Annotated in this window: 21 protein-coding genes; 11 read left to right on the forward strand and 10 right to left on the reverse strand. The window is 38.4% G+C overall.

Going from position 1 to position 23,576, the window contains the following annotated elements; all coding sequences use genetic code 11:
- The first annotated feature begins 62 nt into the window (after positions 1–62).
- The gene (locus tag IEE83_RS29780) at positions 63–665 is read left to right on the forward strand and encodes a hypothetical protein (RefSeq protein WP_228102129.1); all 603 of its coding nucleotides are present in this window, start codon (positions 63–65) and stop codon (positions 663–665) included.
- 78 nt (positions 666–743) lie between these two features.
- Here IEE83_RS29780 and IEE83_RS29785 read toward each other — a convergent pair whose 3' ends face one another.
- The 3 genes from IEE83_RS29785 to IEE83_RS29795 all read right to left on the reverse strand — a co-directional run bounded on the left by IEE83_RS29785 (position 744) and on the right by IEE83_RS29795 (position 3,584).
- Positions 744–1,754, reverse strand: coding sequence for a polysaccharide deacetylase family protein (locus tag IEE83_RS29785; protein WP_194124367.1), 1,011 nt, complete (start codon positions 1,752–1,754; stop codon positions 744–746).
- 78 nt (positions 1,755–1,832) lie between these two features.
- Positions 1,833–3,326, reverse strand: coding sequence for a DUF4153 domain-containing protein (locus IEE83_RS29790; RefSeq protein ID WP_194124368.1), 1,494 nt, complete (start codon positions 3,324–3,326; stop codon positions 1,833–1,835).
- Positions 3,327–3,350: 24 nt separating this feature from the next.
- Complete coding sequence (locus IEE83_RS29795) at positions 3,351–3,584, reverse strand: hypothetical protein (RefSeq protein WP_194124369.1); 234 nt, start codon at positions 3,582–3,584, stop codon at positions 3,351–3,353.
- A gap of 140 nt (positions 3,585–3,724) precedes the next feature.
- Between IEE83_RS29795 and IEE83_RS29800 the strand changes: the two genes are divergently transcribed.
- From IEE83_RS29800 to IEE83_RS29810, 3 genes are all read left to right on the forward strand, one after another.
- Positions 3,725–5,299, forward strand: coding sequence for a hypothetical protein (locus IEE83_RS29800; protein WP_194124370.1), 1,575 nt, complete (start codon positions 3,725–3,727; stop codon positions 5,297–5,299).
- Between the two features lie 82 nt (positions 5,300–5,381).
- Complete coding sequence (locus IEE83_RS29805; protein ID WP_194124371.1) at positions 5,382–6,371, forward strand: hypothetical protein; 990 nt, start codon at positions 5,382–5,384, stop codon at positions 6,369–6,371.
- Positions 6,372–6,453: 82 nt separating this feature from the next.
- On the forward strand, positions 6,454–6,831 hold the full coding sequence (locus tag IEE83_RS29810; protein ID WP_228102130.1) for an META domain-containing protein: 378 nt from the start codon (positions 6,454–6,456) through the stop codon (positions 6,829–6,831).
- A gap of 116 nt (positions 6,832–6,947) precedes the next feature.
- Here the strand turns inward: IEE83_RS29810 and IEE83_RS29815 are convergent, their stop codons facing one another.
- From IEE83_RS29815 to IEE83_RS29825, 3 genes are all read right to left on the reverse strand, one after another.
- Entirely contained in the window at positions 6,948–7,931 is a 984-nt protein-coding gene (locus IEE83_RS29815; protein ID WP_194124373.1) for a bifunctional heptose 7-phosphate kinase/heptose 1-phosphate adenyltransferase, read from the reverse strand.
- 108 nt (positions 7,932–8,039) lie between these two features.
- On the reverse strand, positions 8,040–8,468 hold the full coding sequence (locus IEE83_RS29820; RefSeq protein ID WP_194124374.1) for a GNAT family N-acetyltransferase: 429 nt from the start codon (positions 8,466–8,468) through the stop codon (positions 8,040–8,042).
- Entirely contained in the window at positions 8,465–9,712 is a 1,248-nt protein-coding gene (locus tag IEE83_RS29825) for a bifunctional 3,4-dihydroxy-2-butanone-4-phosphate synthase/GTP cyclohydrolase II (RefSeq protein ID WP_194124375.1), read from the reverse strand. The genes IEE83_RS29820 and IEE83_RS29825 overlap by 4 nt, the downstream gene beginning before the upstream one ends.
- A gap of 184 nt (positions 9,713–9,896) precedes the next feature.
- Here IEE83_RS29825 and IEE83_RS29830 point away from each other — a divergent pair, with 184 nt between their 5' ends.
- The 4 genes from IEE83_RS29830 to IEE83_RS29845 all read left to right on the forward strand — a co-directional run bounded on the left by IEE83_RS29830 (position 9,897) and on the right by IEE83_RS29845 (position 15,335).
- Positions 9,897–11,831 carry a T9SS type B sorting domain-containing protein gene (locus IEE83_RS29830; RefSeq protein ID WP_194124376.1) on the forward strand — a complete coding sequence of 645 codons (1,935 nt, stop codon included), beginning with the start codon at positions 9,897–9,899 and terminating at the stop codon, positions 11,829–11,831.
- 135 nt (positions 11,832–11,966) lie between these two features.
- Positions 11,967–13,898 (forward strand): T9SS type B sorting domain-containing protein, encoded by a 1,932-nt coding sequence (locus tag IEE83_RS29835; protein WP_194124377.1) that lies wholly within the window; start codon positions 11,967–11,969, stop codon positions 13,896–13,898.
- A gap of 42 nt (positions 13,899–13,940) precedes the next feature.
- On the forward strand, positions 13,941–14,288 hold the full coding sequence (locus tag IEE83_RS29840; protein ID WP_137338145.1) for a YbaB/EbfC family nucleoid-associated protein: 348 nt from the start codon (positions 13,941–13,943) through the stop codon (positions 14,286–14,288).
- 15 nt (positions 14,289–14,303) lie between these two features.
- Complete coding sequence (locus IEE83_RS29845) at positions 14,304–15,335, forward strand: glycosyltransferase family 2 protein (RefSeq protein ID WP_194124378.1); 1,032 nt, start codon at positions 14,304–14,306, stop codon at positions 15,333–15,335.
- Here the strand turns inward: IEE83_RS29845 and IEE83_RS29850 are convergent.
- Positions 15,316–15,537 (reverse strand): PspC domain-containing protein, encoded by a 222-nt coding sequence (locus IEE83_RS29850; protein ID WP_159468617.1) that lies wholly within the window; start codon positions 15,535–15,537, stop codon positions 15,316–15,318. The genes IEE83_RS29845 and IEE83_RS29850 overlap by 20 nt on opposite strands.
- A gap of 351 nt (positions 15,538–15,888) precedes the next feature.
- On the opposite strand from IEE83_RS29850, the gene IEE83_RS29855 reads away from it, so the two are divergent.
- On the forward strand, positions 15,889–16,083 hold the full coding sequence (locus tag IEE83_RS29855; RefSeq protein ID WP_026629450.1) for a cold-shock protein: 195 nt from the start codon (positions 15,889–15,891) through the stop codon (positions 16,081–16,083).
- Between the two features lie 85 nt (positions 16,084–16,168).
- Here IEE83_RS29855 and lysS read toward each other — a convergent pair whose 3' ends face one another.
- Positions 16,169–17,884 (reverse strand): lysine--tRNA ligase, encoded by a 1,716-nt coding sequence (gene lysS, locus IEE83_RS29860; protein ID WP_194124379.1) that lies wholly within the window; start codon positions 17,882–17,884, stop codon positions 16,169–16,171.
- Positions 17,885–18,154: 270 nt separating this feature from the next.
- Here lysS and IEE83_RS29865 point away from each other — a divergent pair, with 270 nt between their 5' ends.
- The gene (locus tag IEE83_RS29865) at positions 18,155–20,680 is read left to right on the forward strand and encodes an AsmA-like C-terminal region-containing protein (RefSeq protein ID WP_194124380.1); all 2,526 of its coding nucleotides are present in this window, start codon (positions 18,155–18,157) and stop codon (positions 20,678–20,680) included.
- On the opposite strand, the gene IEE83_RS29870 is transcribed toward IEE83_RS29865, so the two are convergent.
- Both IEE83_RS29870 and IEE83_RS29875 read right to left on the reverse strand, forming a co-directional pair.
- Entirely contained in the window at positions 20,681–21,391 is a 711-nt protein-coding gene (locus IEE83_RS29870; protein WP_159468620.1) for a response regulator transcription factor, read from the reverse strand.
- 89 nt (positions 21,392–21,480) lie between these two features.
- A complete protein-coding gene (locus IEE83_RS29875; RefSeq protein ID WP_194124381.1) occupies positions 21,481–22,320 on the reverse strand; it encodes a hypothetical protein in 840 nt (279 codons plus the stop codon).
- On the opposite strand from IEE83_RS29875, the gene IEE83_RS29880 reads away from it, so the two are divergent.
- Positions 22,319–23,539 carry an AI-2E family transporter gene (locus IEE83_RS29880; protein WP_194124382.1) on the forward strand — a complete coding sequence of 407 codons (1,221 nt, stop codon included), beginning with the start codon at positions 22,319–22,321 and terminating at the stop codon, positions 23,537–23,539. The genes IEE83_RS29875 and IEE83_RS29880 overlap by 2 nt on opposite strands.
- Positions 23,540–23,576 lie beyond the last annotated feature (37 nt).

Consider the following 23,576-nt stretch of genomic DNA (forward strand, 5'->3'; position numbering starts at 1 on the left):
AACTAATTTCCATTTTTTAAATATTGGAAAGACTGTATATCCACACTATCAATGTTGAAATCATGAGTATTCCTATTATTAAACCCGAATCTCTATATTCAGAAAATATAAAAAAGCTATCCAACCTTAATCATTTGGCGGGGAAGTTATATTCTTCAAATCCACTAAATAAAAAGATATTTTGCTTTTACATAAATATTGACGACTTCAAAAATTTATTTAAAAGCCTGGATGATTTTAGCGTCAAATATCTTTTGGTTGGAAATGTTGCTGTTGCAGTTCATGGATACATAACAACAGTTTCAAATTTAAATCTTTGGGTAAAAAATGATCTTGAAAACACAAAAGCACTTATCAAAGCCTTATCTGAAAATGACGTTGTTGGAAGCAATTTACTTCTAAACATGCCGCTTATTTTTGGCTACACTTCTGTACGTTTTGGAATGTCAGGCTTTGAATTGGATCTTGGTCATTCACTAAAAGCATTTTTGGAAGCTGATTTTGATGCTTGTTATGAACGTGCTTTGCAAGCCGATCTTGATGGAATTCCATTTCCTGTCATCCAGCTTAGGGATTTGATAATAGAAAAAGAGGCAACAGGACGACGTAAATATTTGGCTGATATTGAAGAATTGCAGCGTATTTGGGAAGAGCAGCAATTGTAAAAATTAAGTTTGATTTTGATGACTAAGTCAAATTACAGCATGCCAAATCTGAATTGATCTGACATGCCCATAATTAATCTACTTCACTTTTTGACGACGCTCCATTGCTTCGCGCCATGTTGTCAAGATAATTCCTTCCTTTTCAATATATTTTCTCAATTCAGGATCTATCATAGCCAGAAAATCTCCTTCACGGGTTGGGAAAGAATCTGAAATTTTTGGAAATATTTCAGAGTGAATTGTGCAGTGCATAATCACCATGGTAAGTCCCGGTTTGATGTTTTTTATTGCTGCAATGTATTTTTCCGTTTTATACTTTTGAAGCGCTTTCTCAGATTTATCACCTGATTCAGGACCTTTCCATCCATAACTTGAATTTTCCAAATCATCCAAAACAGGTAAACCGGCATCCCAAAGTTGTTTTCCAACCATTTGCGTCATAGCCAGCTGTTGGGCAACCATTTTCTCCTGAGTCTGTACAACAGTATTATGTCCGCCAGGAAACATGACCGGGATTTTTTCTTCCATACCAACTTTCAAATATCGTTGTAAAAATTCCGACGTTGCGAAAAGCGTTCCCATATGCGAATCCAAATGCGTAGGCGTGAAACCCATTGTTCTGGCCCTGTCGAGCTGTGCACGAATTTCCTTTTCAACTTCATCCGGCGAAGCATTTTTGACAACATCGGCAACGCCTCTCCACATCGCACCTTCAGAATCAACCATTCCTTTTACCTGGTTTTTTCCTGCCAGCGGTCCCCAGCGGTAATCTTTCCATTCGGAAGTCATCGTTAAGTGCAAACCGGCATCTGTTTTTGGATTTTCTTTCAAATAATGAACAAAACCTGGCACCCATCCGCAAGGCATCATCACACTCAATGAAGTTGCAACGCCTTCCGTAATTGCTTTAATCGCCCCCTGGTTGGATTCATAGGACATACCTACGTCATCTACATGTACGATTAGGACTTTTTTCCCTTTTGGATAACCGAGTTTTTCAGCGAAAGTTTGATCAGGATTTTGGGCATATGCAAAAACCGGAAATAGGACATATAGCCATATAACCAGACTTTTTTCTAATAATTTCATTGTTAGTTTTGTTTAGGGCTGTATTTTTTAAAAATTGATCCGCTTTAATTTATACTCGTTATCAGGCAAAACGGGCCGCTATTTTTTAAATAGAAAATAACCACTCACAAAGCAATCCCTGCTATTTCCTGACAATGAAGTCATCACTATTTTGATATGGTTGCCAGCATGATCATATTTGACTATTAAAGAATCCTGTGGAATTTGATATGAATCGTTCCCATAATACCTGCTGAGCTCTTTTATTTTATTTTTAAGATCGATCTCAGCAACAGATTTATTATCATGGTTTAGTATTAATTTTTTGTCACCCTTCGTCCCTGTCACTTCGTATCCCTTACCCGTTGTTTTTTTGTTATCGCCAATTTGAAATGGAATCATAACGTCATATCCCTGAATATCAACTTTGTTTTGAGTTTCTGAATTTATAGAAAAACTCCAATAGGCATTAGCTCCGGGATGTTTTGCCGATGCTACATGTTTTTCAATAAAGGCTCCCATTGAGTTATAATGTCTTTCGCGGATTTTCTGGACGGATTCCGGAAAATATTGGGCAATCACAGATCTGTCTCTTAAATTGAAAAAAGCAACAATAGATACAAGTTGGCTATAATCCTTGTCTGACAAAACCGCATTTCCATCTATTTTGCCCTTCGCGTTCAAAAGTTTATAATCAGAAAGAATAGTTTGAAACAACTGCAATTGACTTTTTTCGGCCACTGCGAAGATATTCCATGGACCAACGGCCAATAAAAAACTTATAACCGAAAGGCTGACCGGAATCCAGCGAATATCATTGCGTTTTACAGAAAGCGAATAAATGGCAATTCCTGTTAGCCAAAGTGCCAGTACGGCCACGAGGTATCGATTTTCGGTTAAGCCATAATCATTTATCCGGCGGAAAATTCCTGTGAAAAGAAGTAGAATGAGTGGTAAAATAGCAATATAAAAACGGCGGCTGAAAAGACTTACCCAGCGATCTTTTAGCGTTTCCCGCAATGGATATAAAAGTAAAAGTGCCAAGATTCCGGCTACGGAAAACGCCAGAACCAGATAAGCCACACCCCCTTCCGGCAGTTGCCATTGAAAAATGATTTTCCCTGTGTACGCATATAAAATGGCCAGGTAAACAACTTCAAGAGGCAAGAGAACGTACTGCGTAAATATCTTTAAACCGGAAGGATAATCGCTCTGCTCATCAAGAGATTCCAGGTTTTCCGGGATTTTACTTAAAAAGAAAATCGTGTGAAAAAGTATAAAAATCAGAAAAAAAAGATGTGCTTCAATTTCAAATAAAAATCTCACATCAAATAAAAATTTGACTGTTTCAATTGCGATAAGCAGTCCGATGTATAAAGTAATGGAATACAACGAGGCATTTAGAAATTGAAGAAACAGTGTTTTATTAAACTGCCAAAAACCATTTGTTTCGTCAAAACCTAAAAAGGGAGCGAATGATACAAACAAATGCAGGGAGGCAAGAAAAAGCAGAAAGCGATAGTAATCACTTTGATTTGGATCTTCACTGATATAAAAATAATAACCGGTTAGCAGCAGGATACCTAAAATCAATAATCCTGTTTTTATTATGTGACTTCAATGCCGCCTTTCTGTCAAAAGCTTGATACTGAGAACAAGCGGTAGTGCAAGGAATGATACATAAGACAAACGGATAAGAATATTTCTAAGATGTTCATTATCAGTGGAAGTCTCTGTGTAAGCAATAAGGGAGACAAGTTTTGCAACAGCAATAAGTACAACCCATTTATAGCGGATAACTGTGGATAAAAAGCTATTTGTCAGAGATTGCAGGGAAGGTAGTTTTATCATGAGGAAGTGAGATTTGATCGGCGTAAATGAACAAACTTTTTTTGAAACTCTTATTAACCTAACGGTAACTTAATTTCAAGACAATTTCACTATTTTGTCCGCACAATAATTGCATGAAAGAAATATCTTATATACCAGCCATGAGAAAATATATACTGTGTTTTTTAACTTTTTTGCTTTCCGGATTTTATGTAAAAGCACAGCAATCCAAGGCGAGGGAGGTTGTTAATCTTGCTTTGAAAAAACATACGGCTGGGAAGGTTTTAAATCAATACGAATTATCAGTTGTATATGAGAAACCCGGAAAAGCTCCGTCTACCCTTATCCAGCCGGATCCCTTTTTGCAGTTAATTGATTCGATGATGATCGCGATGCCCGATTCTCAGAGAAAAGAAATGGAAGTTCAAATGGTGGAAGTCAAAAAAAGAATGTTTGAGGATATTGATGACATGTACGCCGAAACTAAGAAATTATATTACGTTGATTTTATAGCAAAACTTAGTGCAAGGATATTTATAAGTCCTAATTCGGCAAAAGGGAAAGCGGATTCATCAAGAACAATAAATTCTTTGGATAAAGAGCATTCTTTTGACTACAATTTGGAAGATAATCCTGTCGCCTTACTACGGCTCATGGCAATTGATTCAACTGAATTACATTATACAGGGATCATAACTATTGAAAGTATTGACTATAAGGTTGTGCAGGTAAAAGTTGGTACGAAATGGTGGGACGTATATTTTGATCAGAAAGATGGCACATTAAGTAAGCTGATTACACCACAAGTGGATATGGATCCACTCATAGGCAATGGTCCGGTTTATTCGAAAGACATGATTTGTTATCGTAGTTTTAAAAAATACGGAGATTTTTTACTGCCGGACAAAATAGAAAAGATCGACACTCGGCATGAATTCACACTAAGAAAAAAGCTTAGTTGGATTACTATTAATAAACCTTTCCCCGCATCCGTTTTTGCTCCTGAACCTTCATATACAAGTCGGGCAGAATATAATATTAGTCCAATCAGCGATAGTTTGTTTGTGCTGGAACAAAGTGGAAATTATGAAAATCGACGGTCATTACTCTGGATTAATCATAAGGGTGAAATTAATATGTTTACCGACCTTCCCAACCTGGAAGAATTTAACAAATCTGAATATGAAATTGTTAAATCAAAACTGAAAGGTCATGTGTTAAAAAATATTTACAACATAAAAAATCATTCATGGCTAAGTGGTCTTACCTATTATTTCTCCCAAAATATTCACATTACAGCACCAAAAGGAGTGGGAATTTTGTCTGACGAAAATTCTTCTTCCAATCCCAAAGAAGACTCTATCAGGTTTTCAGTGCGGAAAAAAGGGTTGTTTACTACTTTTGACAGAGAATTTCAAAATGATTCTGTAAAAGCTTTGATTCTAAATCCAAAAAGAGATCAAGCAAACGACAATATCTGGGTAAGCTATTATTTGCCAAACGAAAAAATAGTATACCTTGACGGTAATCCATACAGTGCTGATAGCAGTAGTAAAAATGTTCGTCCGGGAGAAAAACTTCTCTATGATATAATTCAGAGCAAATCATTAAAAGTTGAGAGAATTGTTTACTCCGGAGCATATATTAACAACGCTCCACTTTTCATGACTTTTCAGGATTTTGAAACCCGGATAAAAAATACAGATTCTTCGATCTACAATAAAGATAAAAGGTAACCGTCTCAATCATAACTGATACAAATACAATACCGAATTCATTTCCTCGTTATTTGCCGAAAAACACCCCGACAGATAACGCATGAAATTATCCCGACTTTTACTTTTCGGATTTCTTTTTACGACGGTTTCGTCGGTTCAGGCTCAGCATTTTGCTTTGAGCCGGTTGTTTTATCCTAATGTAACGCTGAAAGCGGATTACAACGTACCGTCAAATTTGGGCGGGGGAACAGGAAAAGATTTTGGATATTCCAGAGCTGGATTTTTTGGAATCATGCCAATTCAAAGTGAAGTGCAGCTGGGATATAGTCTGCAAAAGAAATTTGATCTACGCGCTGTACACACGGTTCTTCTCACACAATACACACAAATTCAACCCACGGTGGAAGGCAAAAATATCCCTGACAATGGATATAAAACGCTTTCTCTTGGTGTAATTAGATTACAGGCCAGTATCAAAGACCGACTTTGGGTTTATGGTGGCGGACTGGGAATGACGGAAAGTAATGAAACATTTTTTACACCCCAGCCTTTTTTCTGGGGTGGTGCTGCACGGATGCATATTCTTGGACTGCATACACAAATTATGTATGGCTCTATTTTGACGTATAATCAGAAAGTGCGTTTTGTTCCGGTTTTTGGTTTAAATAAGCGTTTTGGAAGAGACTGGCGTGTTTCTGCATTGTTGCCGTTTATGATGAATGTCAATTACCGTTCTACAAACTGGTTCAATGTCGATATGCTGGCCGGTTTGAATGGATATAGTGGAGGTTTCCAGATACAAACGCCAGAAGAAAAAATGCTGAGACGGGAAAATTATCGTCAGATCAAATTAGGTGTTTCTGCCAATGCGCATTTATTTACGGTACTGAATATTTCTCTGGAAGCAGGTGTTACGACTTTCAGACAATTGAAAACTTTCAACAGCGCCCATGAAACACTGACGGCTTACACGCCCGCAACAACGCCTTACATCGGAGCGAGCGTTCGTTATATTACAAGTAAATCAAAATTATCAAATAGATTTACGCGTAAAATGGGATTGGGCGGAGGTGGTGGTATTAACTGGTAGATAAACACTGAAAATCATGAGGAAATATATTGCTATCCTATTTGTAATCGGCTTTTTATCAGCTTGCAAAAACAGTAAAAAAATGAGTTCAGATTCCTCAAAAACTACGTTGTCACATTCATCGCTGGAAGGTACGTGGCAGTTGAATTATCTTATGGCGCCAGGAAAATCCTTTGAAGAACTATACCTGGATAAAAAACCAGAAATCAAGTTTGAATTAGGTGAAAAAAGATTCAGTGGAAATACGAGCTGCAATTCTTTCACAGGAAAACTGAATCTTGATGGTAACAAAATCAGTTTCCGTGATCCTTACGTGATGACGAAAATGATGTGTCCGGGAGAAGGCGAAAGTGTATTTACTCAAACATTGAATAAAGTAAACACCTATGCTGTGACTGACGGAAATACTTTAAACTTTATTAGCGGCGATATTGCAATTATGCGTTTTACGAAAAAATAAAATATTGTAAACAAGCTATCTAATCTGTAATATGCAAGGGTACGGAACAATGGAATAGTTGTAGAAAGATTACCCTACAATAAAACCCGTAGGTGCGGCGCATCGCAATAATCAACTTAAACCAATCCAAATTTTTCAGCTTCGGTTTTCAATAATGCTTTGTCAATCGGTACAACACCAACTAATTCGCAAACCAAACCACCACCCAAATTAGAAATTCCGGCAATTGACCGTGGAGGAAGTCCGAGCGCCACGCAGCAAGCTGCAATACTGATCACCGTATCACCAGCTCCTGAAACATCAGCAATCTGGCGGATATGGGCAGGAAGTTTGTGAACTTCTTCTTTGAAATCAATAATGACACCACGCTCTGAAAGGGTAATTAAAGCACCTTTTGCGTTCAAGGTTTCTTTCAATTGCTGAACCGTAGCCTCTAATTCAGCAGGATTATCCACATTGAAATCCACTTTCAAACCTTCACGAAGTTCTTTTAAGTTTGGTTTGAAAAGCGTTACATTATTATAAGAAAGGAAATTGCGTTTTTTTGGATCGACTACCGTTGGAACATTGTGTTCAATGGCAAAATCTGTAATTTCTTTTATTGATTCCGCAGTGAGAACGCCTTTGTCATAATCTTCAAAAATAATGACATTGCAGGAAGGAATCAATTCTTTTGCTTTGTTTACAAGTCTGTCTTTTTCTTTATCTGAAACAGGTTTATCTGTTTCAGTATCAATTCTTACAACTTGCTGAGAGCCAGCAATAATTCTCTCTTTAATTGTAGTAATACGATCGTCGCTGCGAATTAATCCTTCACAATTCAGACCTTTTTCTTTCAGACTTTTTTCAAGCAGATCGCCAGAGCTGTCAGTACCGATCACAGTACAAACAATCGCTTCTGCGCCTAATGCCTGAACATTCAAAAGTACATTTCCAGCACCGCCAAGACGATATTCACGATTGCTTACATTGACAACAGGAACAGGGGCTTCGGGAGAAATACGCTCCACTTTTCCCCAGACATAGGAGTCGAGCATTACATCGCCAATGACAAGAACACGTAAAGTATTGAACGCTTCAAAAACCTGATGGATATTCATTAAAAGTAATTTTGCCTGGTTTCCCGTTGTTGATGAAAGAATTTTAAACCGCTAGTTTTAAACGACAGCCGCCAAAATTCGTATAAAGGTTTGAAAAAATCAAACCAATCAGACATTAACAACAAAATGCATGCTTGTGATTTGAAAACGTTTATTGAGATAAAGACGATGTGCGTCCGTTCTGGCGGCACTCACCCCGGAGTCTAAATGAACCTGGGAATACCCTTCCTTTTTTGCATAATCCAGTATCCAGTCGACCAGTTTTCCTGCATATCCTTTTCCGCGGTTTCCCGGAAGTGTGGATAAGTCGTCAATATAAATGTATTTTCCCCGGAAGAGATTATATCCGGTTTCAAAAACAGCAACGGCTGCTGCCCGACCGCCATCTTCAATGAAAATAATTTGCCTGTTGTCTGCAAGTGTTTTTTGCACTGCTTCAACATACAAATCATCTGTTAAAGTAGGCCGCAGTGCTTGAATAGCACTGCGGCATTTTAGGATGTCGCTATCCGACGCAACAACTTGTATGTTTGTCATACCTGAGTTCCAGGGAAAGATAAGTGACTAAGATTATGTCCCATTTTATCACGCTTGGTCAGCAGATATTTTTCGTTGTAGGGATTTGAAGGGATTTCTATTGATACCGAATCCACAATTTCCAGTCCGTATCCGATTAATCCGGCACGTTTTTTCGGATTGTTGGTAATCAGTTTAATTTTGGTAATGTCAAGATCTCGCAGAATCTGAGCACCAACGCCATAATCGCGTTCGTCACTTCCAAAACCCAATTCGATATTTGCTTCTACGGTATCACGACCCATTTCCTGAAGCTTGTAGGCTTTCAATTTATTTAACAAACCGATTCCGCGCCCTTCCTGATTCATATAAACGATCACACCTTTTCCTTCTTTACTAACCAAATCCATGGCGGCATGAAGCTGAGGACCGCAGTCGCAACGGCATGAACCAAAGATATCACCGGTCATACAGGAAGAGTGAACGCGAACCAAAACGGGCTCATCTTTTTCCCAGGTTCCTTTTACCAAAGCCAAGTGCAAATCACCGGTATTAACCTGACGGTAAGCAATCAGATCAAAATGACCCCATTCAGTTGGCATATCAACACCGATTTCTCTTTTGATCAGAGATTCTTTACGTAATCGATATTCGATTAAATCCTTAACGCTGACCAATTTCAGATTGAAACGATTGGCAATTTCACGAAGCTGAGGCAAGCGTGCCATCGAACCATCTTCATTCAAAATTTCAACCAACACACCAGCAGGAGCTAATCCTGCGAGTCTTGCAAAATCAATAGCAGCTTCTGTATGTCCGGTGCGTCTTAACACACCGCCTTTTTTTGCTCTTAAAGGAAAAATATGTCCCGGACGACCAAGATCAGATGGTTTTGTATCAGGATTTACAAGTGCCTGAATCGTTTTTGCACGGTCGCTGGCGGAAATTCCGGTTGTACAACCATTACCCAGTAAATCGACCGAAACGGTAAAGGCAGTTTCATGAAGGGCAGTATTATTTCCAACCATCATGTCCAGTTCAAGCTCAACACAACGTTCTTCTGTAATAGGTGCACAAATTAATCCGCGGCCTTCTTTGGCCATAAAGTTGATGATTTCCGGGGTTACCAGTTCAGCAGCGCAAATAAAATCACCTTCATTTTCACGATCTTCATCATCAACGACAACAATCATTTGTCCGTTTCTGATCGCTTCAATGGCATCTTCTATCGAATCCAGTACTATGGAATTACTATTATTATTCATTATTCGGGTAGACAAAAAATAGTTTTACGGGAAAACACGTTTTAGGATATAAAGGTACAGTCTTAATGTCGAAATGTCTTAATTTTGCGCCTTCAATGAATGAACAATCCATTTCAATGAAGGGTTTCAAAGTGTGTTATTTCCAGGTTTGTACGTGTCTTTACTCAATTTTAGTACATACTTCATGAGATTACAACTACTGTCTATATTTTTCGTAACGTTATTATTTCAGTCTTTTTATGCCAATGGTCAAGCGCCTGTTGTAACTACCGGTTATTGCAGCACGGGCGGAGGTGATTTTGATGTGGTTCCTGCTGTGGGTTGTGGAAGTGTCACTGTCACATTAAAAAACAATGTTGTTGGCGCGCAGAACGTAGGATATATTACAAATTATGATGGAACCAGCGTACCGTCCGGTCTTAAAGATGTTTTTTCTGAAACATATAGTCAGCCGGGAACATATACAATTTTACAAGGTGGGAGCAAGGCAGGAGTAGGTTTTACTTTGTGTAAGCAGGTGACTGTTTACGAAAGAAAAATGGTAAATGCCTTACTGGAATCCTGCGGGACTATTTCAAAGGTTACAATCGTCGATGATGCCATAGCAAGATCATACGATCATCTCGAAATTAATTGGGGAGACGGGAAAGCTAATTCGGAATGGAGAGTTGGCAACGGCCTGGTATTCACACATGCCTTTACAGGTACCGTACCACAAATTTCAGTGAAGGGAATTAATAAACCAGGCGTTAGCTGTACGGGACTGGAAAATATATTATCTGCTACTTCTCAAAACATATCACTTGATTCTGTCAAGATCCGGAGAGTGGAGATGACCGCTAATGGTACTGTTAATATTTTATACAAAGGATTAGAAAAAACAGAAACCGAAATTTTATACGGTGACGGAAGCGGTGCCCTGACATCTGTTGATAAAAATTCATCTGGTGGAGACGTTGGTGTTTTAATTGACAATCTCAATCCTGACAATCAATATAATATACAACTAATTGCCAAGGATGCATGCGGCGGTTCCCTGATCAGTGATGAGGTTGGGACGATGATATTAAAAAGTAGTACCGAAAAAACCGGAAATTTACTTGAATGGAATAAATATGCTTATCCGGGTGATTTTACCGGTTATCAGCTTTTGAGGGATAATTTGCCTATTCATGGATTTCAGTCAATAAATGATACTAAATGGGTGGACGAAACAGCTGTTTGTGGACAAACTTATGAATATCGAATCATTGCACTAACAGATATATTCAGATCCTCTTCTGCACCCAAAAAGGTAACCATGACAAGTTCCAAACCGGAAAAAATCATACAGGCCAGTGTAAGCGTATCGGCTCCGAATGCAATAACGACGGAGGTTGTTCCGGCAGGTGAAGGACTAACCGGAACCTATAATCTTATTGTAGAAAGGGCTGACCTTGGAAGTTCAAATTTTGCGCAGATCTCCGGTGTGAAAAATCAACAAACTGAATTTGAGGATAAAACTGTAAATACTGCCTCCAAATCTTATTGTTACCGGTTTATTTACGAAAATTCCTGTCCGCTGCGCTCAGAACCGAGTGATCCTGTTTGTTCTATATTATTACAGCAGTCGCCAAAAGATATTTCCTGGACAAGTGAAACGCCATTTTCTCAGGGAGTTGAATCTTATGATGTAATTGAAAATGAATCGAACACAGGTGCTACGGATACACCTGTTGGTTTGGTAAATAGCTATACGCTGAACATGAGCACGCAAAATCAAGCCACGTATACTTTTCAGGTTGTTGCACACTCCAAGGGCGGGAATCTTATAAGTTTTTCCAATATTGTAAATTATTCGCAGGAATTTGTTCTGCTTGTACCAGACGCTTTTACGCCAAATGCTGACAATATCAATGAAAAATTTGAAGTAAAAGGCCTCTTTGTCAATACTTTCAAAATGTCTATTTTTAATCGTTGGGGACAAGTTGTTTTCCAGAGCAACGATATCAACAATAGCTGGGATGGAATGATTAATGGGGCAAAAGCACCGGCTGGATCTTATGTTTATAAAGCGGAAATAACCGACAGCTCGGATAAACCGTTTTCAAAAAGCGGTGCTTTTTTGCTTATCAGATAATTTGGTCATTACACATCGGAATATCTTTTCGATTGGAAATGAACATCTTAATCCCAAAAATTTTAACTTTGAATTCTTGGACTAAATTCAATTTTACTTCCTCTTGACAGTCTAAAATCCTCTTTATACACACATATGAAAAAACGATTACTTATAACTTTTCTGTCTTGCCTGCTTTTAGGTAATAGTTCCGATCTCTTCAGCCAGGGTTTGTGTGATAATGGAGGAGGTGGATTTGAGCTTGATAAATATGAAGGTTGTGCACCGCTGACTGTAAAAATTAAAAACACGGTTCCCAATTCATTTAGCGTTGGCTATGACATAAGCTATGACGGCCAATCTCAAAATCCCTTACTTGCTCAAGGGCTGCCTTCTGTAACATATTATTATGCAGGAAATTATACAATGCTGCAAGGAGGAAGTGTGTCAACAGGACCTATTTATGCATGTAGAAAAATTAAAGTTTTTGAAAGCAGAAATCTAAATGTGCAATATACATCTTGTGGGGGCGGAAAGATAAAGCTTTTGTTCAGCGATGATGTCATTTTACAAGCTTATGACAAAGTAGAAATTAACTGGGGGGACAATACCAAAGATATCTGGAATAAAGGTAGCGGACTGGAACTTGAACATAATTATGTCGACGTATCTATAAGTCCAGTTATGAAAATAAAAGGTTTGTATAATTCAAATCCGGCTTGCTCAGAAGGTACTGAACTATCCTTTGGAATATCTTTTCAACAACCACTTTTAAAAAATATTCAAATCAAAACGGTTGAAATGAAAGGCAATGGAAGTCTGGAAGTTACCTATGAAGGTGTGACTTCTATTGCAACGGATATTTTGACAAGCAGCGATGGAGGTGCAAGTTATATTGTTGGTGGTACCAGAACTTCTGGTGGTACTCAATTCTATCGTGTTCCCAATCTTAATGCAGCTCAGGTTTATCAGGTAAAACTTGGATCGAAGGATTTATGTGGAGGACAGCAGGATAGTGAAATCGTGACCAGTATGGTTTTAAAGGGTGTTTCCGGTGATGAGAAGAATTCGATTTCATGGAATCAATACCAGAATGCAGCGGATTTTCAGGAATATCAGCTGATGCGAGATGGTGTTGTACTAAAATCTTTCAATGATATTAAGACAATTTCCTACGTAGATGAGGATGTGCAATGCGGGGATAGTTTTGAATATTCGGTTGTTGCGGTAACCAAAACAATTCAGTCAATTTCTGCTCCGGTGATTATTAAAACGACGACAACATCACCAAAACCTGTTGATCAGATGTTTGTTACCGTGAATAGTGACGATTTAATTGAATTAAATGCTAATATTCCAGGTGCTGGCTCTAAATCAAACTATGAAATTTTGATTCAAAGAGCAGATGGTGCGGGCGGCACCTTTAAAAAGGTCAATACGCTTTATGGCGAAACCATATATCAGGATTTTGATGTTCAGGCAGATAAAAATTCTTACTGCTATCGATTAATTTATCAAAATGCATGCGGTCAAAAAGCGCCTGTTTCCGAGCCGGTTTGTTCTATACTTTTACAAAATCAGAATTCTTTGTTTACATGGACAACTGAAAAACCATTTTTTGATGAGATTCAATCTTACAAAATGATTCAAATCGCTTCTTCGGGTTCTAAAACAGAAATTGATATGAAGCTCCTGAATAATTTTGCACCGCAGATAAATAAAGAAAATGATCCGTCCTATACTTTTCAAATCCGCGCTGACTCCAAAAATGGAAATTTTCAGAGTTATTCCAACGTTATCAATTACAAGAGAGACGCAGACATTTTTGTGCCATCAGCATTTTCGCCAAACGAGGATGGGATCAATGATACTTTTGAAGTGAAAGTCTCTATGTATAAATCTTTCAAAATGTCTGTTCTTAATCGTTGGGGTGAAGTTATTTTTCATTCTAATGACATAACAAAAGGTTGGGACGGGATGTTTAAAGGCGAAATAGCGGCCGTTGGATCCTACATTTTCAATATTGAAATTGTTAATAATATAAATCAAACCGTTAAAAAAAACGGTACTTTTGTGCTCTTGAAATAATAAGAGACTTGTTTTAATACATCATTAAGATATAGAATAGATATGTTTGGAAATATGGCAGACATGATGGGGCTGATGGGTAAAATGAAAGACCTTCAATCCAAAATGAAAGAAGCTCAGGATCAGCTGGCTGGTATTGTAGAATCTGCCGAATCAGGTGGAGGAATGGTTCGTGCAACTGTAAATGGCCAAAAAACACTGATCGGGCTGGAAATTGATAAGGATCTGATTAATCCGGACGATAAAGAAATGCTTCAGGATTTAATTGTTGCAGCTGTTAATAAAGCGTTTGAAAATCTTGAACCTAAAATAAAAGAACATTTAGCAAAAGCTACCGATGGAGTTCTTCCCAACATTCCCGGATTGGACTTAGGGGGATTTATGAAATAACATCCTCCGATTAGAATGACTTCAAATGTTGCAATTGTTATCCTGAATTATAATGGCAGGCATTATCTTGAAAAGTTTCTTCCGACAGTTTTAAATCATTCTGAGGGTTATGAAATTTGGGTAGCAGATAATGCTTCCACGGATCAATCCCTCGAATGGCTTGAAAGTCAGTATCCTGATGTTAGAACACTTTCGATTTCTGAAAACAAAGGATATGCAGGAGGTTATAATAAAGCGTTGAGCCAGATTAATGCGGAATATTATGTTCTGTTAAATTCTGATATAGAAGTAACGCCGGGTTGGATTGAGCCGGTGATTTCTTTTATGGAAACGGATGTAAACATCGCAGCATGTCAGCCTAAAATAAGGGCGTACGATCTTCCAACCCATTTTGAATACGCAGGAGCAGCCGGAGGTTACATGGATTATCTCGGTTATCCTTTTTGCCGCGGCCGGATTTTCGATACAAGGGAAGAAGATCTGGGCCAGTATGATGATGAAATCGATGTTTTCTGGGCAACCGGGGCCTGTCTTTTTGTAAGATCAGAAGCTTTTCACAAGGCGAATGGTTTTGATGAGCGTTTTTTTGCACATATGGAAGAAATTGATCTTTGCTGGCGCCTGCTGGACTTAGGTTACCGAATCACATTTAGCGGAAAATCAGTGGTTTACCACGTGGGTGGTGGAACACTTCACAAGTCCAATCCTCAAAAAACTTTCCTTAACTATCGTAATAACCTGATCATGCTTTTCAAAAATCTGCCAATTGGCAGAAGAAAGAAAACTTTGTTTTTCAGGTTAATTTTAGACGGAATTTCAAGCGCACGATTTATAGCCTCAGGTGCCTGGCCCGACGTTTTTGCTATTATCAGAGCTCATTTTGCATTTTATGCCATGATGCCCAAATTGATAAAAGAGCGCGAGCAAACCACTTACAGGGCTCCGCTTTATTACAGAAGTATTGTATGGGAATATTTTGTTTTAGGAAAACACCGCTTTTCAGAACTCACAAGGATTATGTTTCCTGTTAAAGCTCCCAAATCGTAGGCGTATTGTGTTTTCGCCAGTTTTGACGCATTTCCATCCAAAAGGCAAGCACCAGATACAAAATGATCGGTGAACCGAAGGTCATGAAAGTGGCATAAATGAAGTAACGGCGAATACTACTAGCCGGGAAATTGAGTTTTTCACCCATTCTTGCACAAACTCCAAATATCTGATTCTCTACAAAATAACGAAGACGATTCATATTAGCTTTTGGAATAATTAGCTCATAACTAGCAATTTTCTCTGCAATATACAAAGAGTAAAGTAATTTTTACGGATCGTAATTTATAAGAATTTGACCGTTAACTTGGAAATTTTCAAATTCTTGGTGCAAATAAATTGTTTTCCGAACAATTTTTGTTTCTTTGTGATTAGAGAAATTGTAAATGGTACATTATTATTGGGAAGCCCCGGTAAAAATATCCAAAATTTATTCTGTCAATCGGTTGAGCCTCCCTCAATAATTTGGCAAAATAGCGTTAAAGATTACTAATGGAACGTTTGCAATTCTTGATGTATTTTCAACTTATTTCATTTTTTTATTTCCACTATTATGCCAACAGGTACTGTAAAATTTTTCAATGAAGCTAAGGGATACGGCTTCATCGTTGAAGACGACACAAACAGAGACATCTTTGTTCACGTGACAGGATTGGGAGGACTTACTATCCGTGAAAACGACCAAGTTGAATACGAAGTCGTTGAGGGAAAAAAAGGACTAAACGCTGTACAAGTAAAAAAAATATAGTTTTTCTTTCTTGTCGGGAGCTTGTCAGAGCAAAAAAATACCGCAGTGTCAAGTTGCGGTATTTTTGTTTTATAGGAATGAAGAATTACTCAACCCAGGTTTTAACATCTTCAAGTCCGGGCATTTTTTCGTCAATCTTCAATTTTTTACGCATTCCGCCCAAATCGTTAAATATTTTATTCGGATTTGCTGCTTTCAATTGCTCAATCGTCAAAATATTCATTTTCTGCAAAGCAGGAATCCATACAGCCGGAACATTGGCCGCGATATAATCAGCATCTTTTGCCAATTCCTGTTTCTTCTCCGGACGCATATGGGGGAAGAAAAGAACCTCCTGAATGCTTGAATTATTGGTCAGTAACATCGTAAGCCTGTCAATACCGATACCAATTCCTGATGTTGGCGGCATACCATATTCAAGCGAGCGAAGGAAATCTTCATCCATTTCCATGGCTTCATCATCACCTCGTTCTTTCAGTTTCAGCTGATCTTCAAAACGTTCACGTTGTTCAATCGGATCGTTTAACTCTGAATAAGCATTCGCTATTTCTCTTCCGTTCACAAATAATTCAAAGCGCTCAACCATACCTGGTTTTTCACGATGTTTTTTAGTCAACGGAGACATTTCCACCGGATGATCCGTAATGAATGTTGGCTGAATGATAAATTCTTCCACTTTTTCGCCAAAGATTTCATCGATCAGTTTTCCTTTCCCCATGCTATCGTTCACATCCATGCCCCAGGCGCGGCATTGCTCACGAATTGCTGCCTCATCCAAGGCATCTACGTTCAATCCTGTGTATTGGTGAATTGCGTCCGTAATACTCAATCTTTGGTAAGGTCCTGCAAAATCCAGTTCAACATCACCAAATTGTGCTTTTGTAGTTCCGTTGGTTGCAATGGCGACTTGTTCCAAAACTTGTTCAGTCATGCGCATCATCCACAAATAATCTTTGTAGGCAACGTAAAGCTCAACCGTTGTAAATTCCGGATTATGCGTACGGTCCATACCTTCGTTACGGAACAATTTCCCGAATTCATAAACACCTTCAAATCCACCAACGATCAAACGTTTTAAGTGAAGTTCAGTAGCAATGCGCAGGAAAAGATCTGTATCAAGTGCATTATGATGTGTTTGAAAAGGACGCGCTGCAGCACCACCGTGGATGGTTTGCAATACCGGAGTTTCAACTTCCAGCCATCCTTTTGAATCAAAATACGAACGCATGGTTGTAATGATCCGCGCACGTTTTATGAAAATATCGCGCACTTCCGGATTTACGATTAAATCCACATAACGCTGACGGTAACGCAATTCCGGATCGGTAAATCCATCATGGACCTTACCATCTTCATCACGTTTTACAACGGGTAAAGGACGAAGCGATTTATTTAAAATCTTGAATTCCTGAACATGGATGGAAATTTCTCCGGTTTGCGTAGTGAACACAAATCCCTGAACACCAATAATATCACCAATATCAAGCAGTTTTTTGAATACGGTATTGTAAAGCGTTTTATCTTCACCCGGACAAAGGTCATCGCGGCGGAAATACAACTGAATACGGCCCGTACTGTCCTGCATTTCAGCAAAAGCGGCACTTCCCATGATCCGGAAACCCATCAAACGGCCTGCAATCGAAACATTCTTATAATCTATCTTATTGTTTTCGTAATTCTTTATGATATCAGCCGCAGTAACATTTACTACAAATTCCTCAGCAGGATATGGTTCAATTCCCATCCTGATTAATTCCTCGCGCTTTTGGCGGCGCAATATTTCCTGTTCGCTCAGTAGCATTTTATAACTATATTAATGAAAATGATAACTCTTTGAGTTGCAAAAGAGTGCGCAAAATTAGCATTTTTTGCTGTTAATACCGAAGTTGTTCAAAGGAAGATCACAAGCCGGGCAAAAAAAGCCGGAATACCTTGGCATATTATTTGCATAGAATTAATTTATGGTGAATGATCTGATCTAAAAGTAATTTCTCCTGCAATATTGAATATGGCGATGTAGCCATTTCAATATAAATCAGTTACTTTTATCTTTACACGTAGAGACCCCTCAATGTTTCAGAAAATCTTAAAAGGCATTGCAATTTTTGCACTTTTCATTGGTCTGCTGATTGCGGGCGTGGAACTTTGGTTTTATAAAAATCAGGAAGAGATTTTTGTAAAAGTGAAGGCGGCTGTCAATGAAGAAATTAACGGAAGTCTGGATATTGAAGGTTTCAGATTCCGGCCTTTTCAGGATGGTTTTGGATTTAACTTCACGCTTTACAACGTCATTTTACGCGACAGTCTTTACAATCAGCATAACACAGATCTTCTTAACGCCAAACTTATCCACGTAGCGCTTGATTTTGGAAGTTTTTACAAAGGAGTAATCCGGTTGCAAAATCTTGTCATTCAGGATGGAGATGCTACTTTATTTGTGAGAAAAGATGGTTATACAAACATGTCTCTTTTTGGCGCTAAAAAAACAAAAGGCAAAAAAAAGAAGGATTCGAAAGGTGAGCAGCTGATCGATAAACTGGGAAGAATTCACTTATATAATTTTGGTTTTCACTTCGCAGATTCTACTACCGGGAAAAAGTTTGGAGCTGTTTTTCGGGACGTAACCAATCGGGTCAGTCATTCAGATTCCTCCTGGAATGCTAATATTAATGGTCCAATATTTTTTGAAGGACTTACCTTTAAACCTGAAAAAGGTGGGTTTTTGATTAATCAGGAGACTTTTGCCAACCTCTCACTTTCTTATAACCAACGTAAAAAACATCTTTACCTTCGTCCTTCTTCCCAGCTTCGGGTTGCTACACAGGATCTTATCGAGATAAAAGGATTGTTTGATTTGTCTGAAAAACCGGCACATTTCAACCTGGGTTTTGGGGCACGTAAAATTGAAGTTAGTAACGCCATAGTATTACTTCCGAAAAAAATTTCCGGCATGCTGGATTCCATTGGCGTTAAAACAAAAGTGGATACCCGTGTAAGTGTTGAAGGTATTTTCTCTCATGAACCGCCGGCAGTTCATGTAGTTTTTGAAACGGATACTTTTCAGTACCAACTGCCGATTGGCGTGCTCCGGGACATGAAAGCAAAAGGCGTATATACAAATCAGGGTGATAAAACAAAACCGCCGGGATTGCTGAATACGCAGGTTAATGTGCCAGGTGTGAAAGGTTTATTTGAAACGCTGCCGTTCAGTTTTGACCTGAAAATTGATAATATAACGGATCCAATTGCGGTGATCCGGGGAAAAGTGAAAGCTGATTCTGCAACTGTCAACGGATTGCTGGATCCAAAACGATATGTTGTCAGGGGCGGGGAAGCGTATATTCAGATTCATTATGATGGCAGTTTACGAAATTTTTATAATCCAAAAACAGATCAGTTTAATGGAAAACTTATCGGAAGAGTAAAACTTGATAATCTGGCGCTGGATTATATTCCGAGAGAAGTTCATATGTCAAAGGTAAACGGTGACATTTATTTTGATGAAAAGGATTTTCTGATGCCTGTGCTTAATATGAACGACGGGCATAATGCGATGTATGTGAAAGGTGCAATTACAAACCTGATCCCATATCTTTTTGGGTCTCCGCGGATACTCAAAGCTTCTGTGGATATGAATATTCCAAATTGGAAAATGAACTGGATGGAGGTTTTTGTAGCAAAAAGAACAACAACTCAGAAGAAAGGCAAAAAGAAATTTAAACTTTCTGATATGCTTGATAATGTAATAGACCAGATGGAGATTGATGCTAAAATTCAATCCAAACATATGGTTTATCATCATTTTTCAGCGGAGGATATGAAAGGATTGGTCACTGTAAAAAATAACACCGTTGCGCTGAATAACTTTTCAATGAGAGCATTTGGAGGAGGTGTGAAAATTTCCGGTTCCATCATGAATCCTTATTCATCAGAGCCGCCTCGTGTACAAATTAAAGGAAAAGTTGATAATGCGGATGTTCATTCGGTTTTCTATTCCTTCAACAATTTTGGCCAGAAAGCGGTAACTCACTTGAATCTGAAAGGAAAACTGAATACGGAATTTAACTTTTCTGCCAATCTTAAAAACGATGTAACGCTCATACCAAAAAGTATGAAGGGGGAAGTGAAACTGGATTTGGAAAGAGCTCAGATTATCAATTTTGAGCCGTTTTTGAAAATGAAAAAACTGATATTCAAAAACAGAAATCTGGAACAGGTACGCTTTGCGCCAATTAGAAATGACCTTGTTTTGAATGGCGAGGAAATAATAATCAAACCGATGGAAATCGAGTCAAACGTGATGACTTTATTTCTGGATGGGATTTACAGTTTTGGAAACAAAACAGATATCAGTATTGAAATCCCGTTGAGGAATCTGAGTCGTCGTGATTCTACCTATCAGCTTAGTCCTAACGACCCGAAGAATAAAAAGGGTTCAAGAATTTATCTTCGGGCCGTAGATGAAAAAGGTCAGGTGAATATCAAACTGGCTTTCAGGAAAAAGAAACCAAAAAGCGAGGAAGAAAAAGATGACAAGGAAAATGAGGAAGACAAAAAGGACGAAAAAGTTAAAACCGATGAAAAAGTTAATAACTGATTATTCTGCTTCGTCTGTGAACATGTAACCTACGCCTTTTAATGTTTTAATATATCTGTCACCAAGTTTCTCGCGAAGTTTACGGATATGTACGTCAACGGTGCGTTCTAAAACATAAATATCAGCACCCCAGATTTTTTGCAACAATTCGTCGCGACTGAAAACTTTATTCGGCGTTTGGGCTAGGAAAAACAAAAGTTCAAATTCCTTTTTCGGTAACACAATCGATTTATCCTGGCCCTGCGTTACAGTATAATTTTTCCGGTTAATTACTAAATCCAGCACTTCAATCTGATCTCCGGAATCTGCTTTTTGTGCTTCACGACGGAACAAAGCATTGATCCGGCTCATCAGCGCGCGGGGCTTAATTGGCTTGGTAATGTAGTCATCCGCACCAACCTCAAAAGCGGCCACTTCAGAATATTCTTCTGAACGGGCTGTTAAAAATAAAATGTAGGTATGCTTAATATCCGGGTTCTGGCGTAAAATTCTTCCTGTTTCGATGCCGTCAAGCTGAGGCATCATAATATCCAAAAGGATCAGATCAGGAATAAAAGTTTTGGCTGTTTCTATGGCTTTCCTGCCATTAGAGGCTGTTTGGACAGAATATCCTTCTTTAACAAGATTATATTCCAGAAGCTCAACTATGTCTGAATCGTCGTCAACTACTAATACCTTCGGTGCTGAGTGGGTTGCTTTTGCACTGCTCATGTGATGTTTCGGTGTTAAATCCAATTCGAAATTAGCTGTTGTGATTTTGACATTATCTACATTATTGCATTGTTAACAAAAACATAATATCAGCGGTAAGTAATACGGAAAAATTCACGCTGCTCATTGGTAACAATCATATCGGTATTATTGACAAACATTAAACCCTCGGCTTGCTTTCTGACAAACTTAAAACAACCCAAAGGTTTTTTAAAATTGATCTCATTATTTTCTACTCCAAATAGTAATATTTTTCCATAAGTCAGCAGCGCAAATATTTTCCCGTCCGGGCTGATATCTGCCGAGGTAACCGGCGTGTCAATCTGAATACTGTCAAAAGGCGTAATAGCATAATTTCCCTTTTGAGCAGGCAGCGAATATAATCTTACATATTTATTGGTACGACTCCAATTTTTCGAAAACAGGAAAAGATTTTTGTTGTGGTAAAACATTGCTTCACAGTCATAATTAAAATTGTCTTGTGAAGGCGGAAATTGTTTCTGGTCTGCATAATTAAAGGTAATCTTTTCGGTCGTCGAATCTCCTGGTGCAACTTTATATACCGTCAGCTGACGTTTTGTGTTGTCATTATTGCCAAAGTCTCCGATATAAATCGTACCATTATTATCTTCTGCAAGATCTTCCCAATCTGAATTTTTTGCATCGGGAATAAGTTTTGTAGACAGAAGCTTACCTTGGAAGTCAATTTCGTATAATTCAGGTTTTCCGCCACTGTCGTTATGTGTCCAGAAGGCATTTTTGTTCTGGCTTTTGGCTATACCGGAACTTTCATTTGCCTGGATCGGTAATTTACCGATTTTGGTGAATGTATAATGGGAAAATACTTTGTCAAAACCATTCGCTTTATCCGGATTACAGGTAGAAAAAACAGTCTTTGCAGCAAATAACAGATAATATAACTTATTCATGAATCGTCCTTTACAATCACTATCAAACAAAGATAAAGAAACACCAGCGTACCTGAAGCTGGCCAGCGTTCTTGTTGCAATAATCTCAGGTGTTTATATTCTTTTTGTACTTCGTGAAACATTAATTCCGCTTGCTTTTTCAGTTTTGCTTGCGATACTTCTTCATCCTGTTTGCGTCTGGCTTGAACATCGTCGTGTTCCGCGTATTGCCGCAATTTTATTAAGCATTCTGGTTTTGATAATCATAATTTTTATTCTGGCCTACGTCGTAACAATCCAGATCGGTGGTTTTGCAGAGGAGTTACCGAGAATTACGGAAAAGGCAGAAATCATTCTGGATCAGACTTTAACGATGGGCGAACGGTATTTAAGTCTGAGCCGTACACAGCAAGTTACTGAGGCGAAAAGATATCTGGTTGATATGCTCAGCGAAGGACGCGCTGTATTATTAAACACACTGGTAACGACAACCGGAGCCATTTCAACATTTATTTTACTTCCGCTTTACGTTTTTTTCTTCCTGCTTTACCGGGATTTTTTCAGAAGATTTTTTTACAAAGCGATAGCCGGCGTTCCTAACGAAGATCTGAATGCATTGCTGAAAAAGATTTACAGCGTAATCCAAAGTTATTTGTCCGGATTATTTCTGGTTATCATTATTGTCGGCGTTTTAAACAGTATCGGACTTTTAATTCTGGGTGTGCCGCACGCTATTTTCTTCGGATTTTTAGCAGGATTTTTAATTTTGATCCCTTACATCGGAATTTTGATTGGCTCACTATTTCCGGCTTTGTTGAGTATTGTTACCATGGATTCTTACTGGTATGCAGTAGGCGTTATCGGGGTGATGAGCTTTGTTCAGTTTCTGGAAGGAAATTTTATCACACCCAACATCGTCGGATCAAAAGTAAGTGTGAATCCGATGGCTGCGATCGTAGCTTTATTTTTGGGCGGACAGCTTTGGGGATTATCAGGTTTAATTCTGGCGTTACCGGTTACGGCAATTTTGAAAGTTATTTTAGACACCATTCCAAGTCTGGAACCATACGGATTTTTGCTTGGAGAACCTGTTCACGAAGTTGAAGAGGATAAGGCAGAAGAGCTGCAAAAGATTGTGGAGCAACAGGAAGTTAAGAAAAAGCGATACCGGAATTATCGAAACCGTCCGCGTAAAAGACCGGAAAGTCAATCAGGAAATCAGTCAAATTCGAATATTTAAAACAAATAAGGATTCTCTTTCACGGAGAATCCTTATT

Source organism: Dyadobacter subterraneus (assembly GCF_015221875.1).
Classification (GTDB): domain Bacteria; phylum Bacteroidota; class Bacteroidia; order Cytophagales; family Spirosomataceae; genus Dyadobacter; species Dyadobacter subterraneus.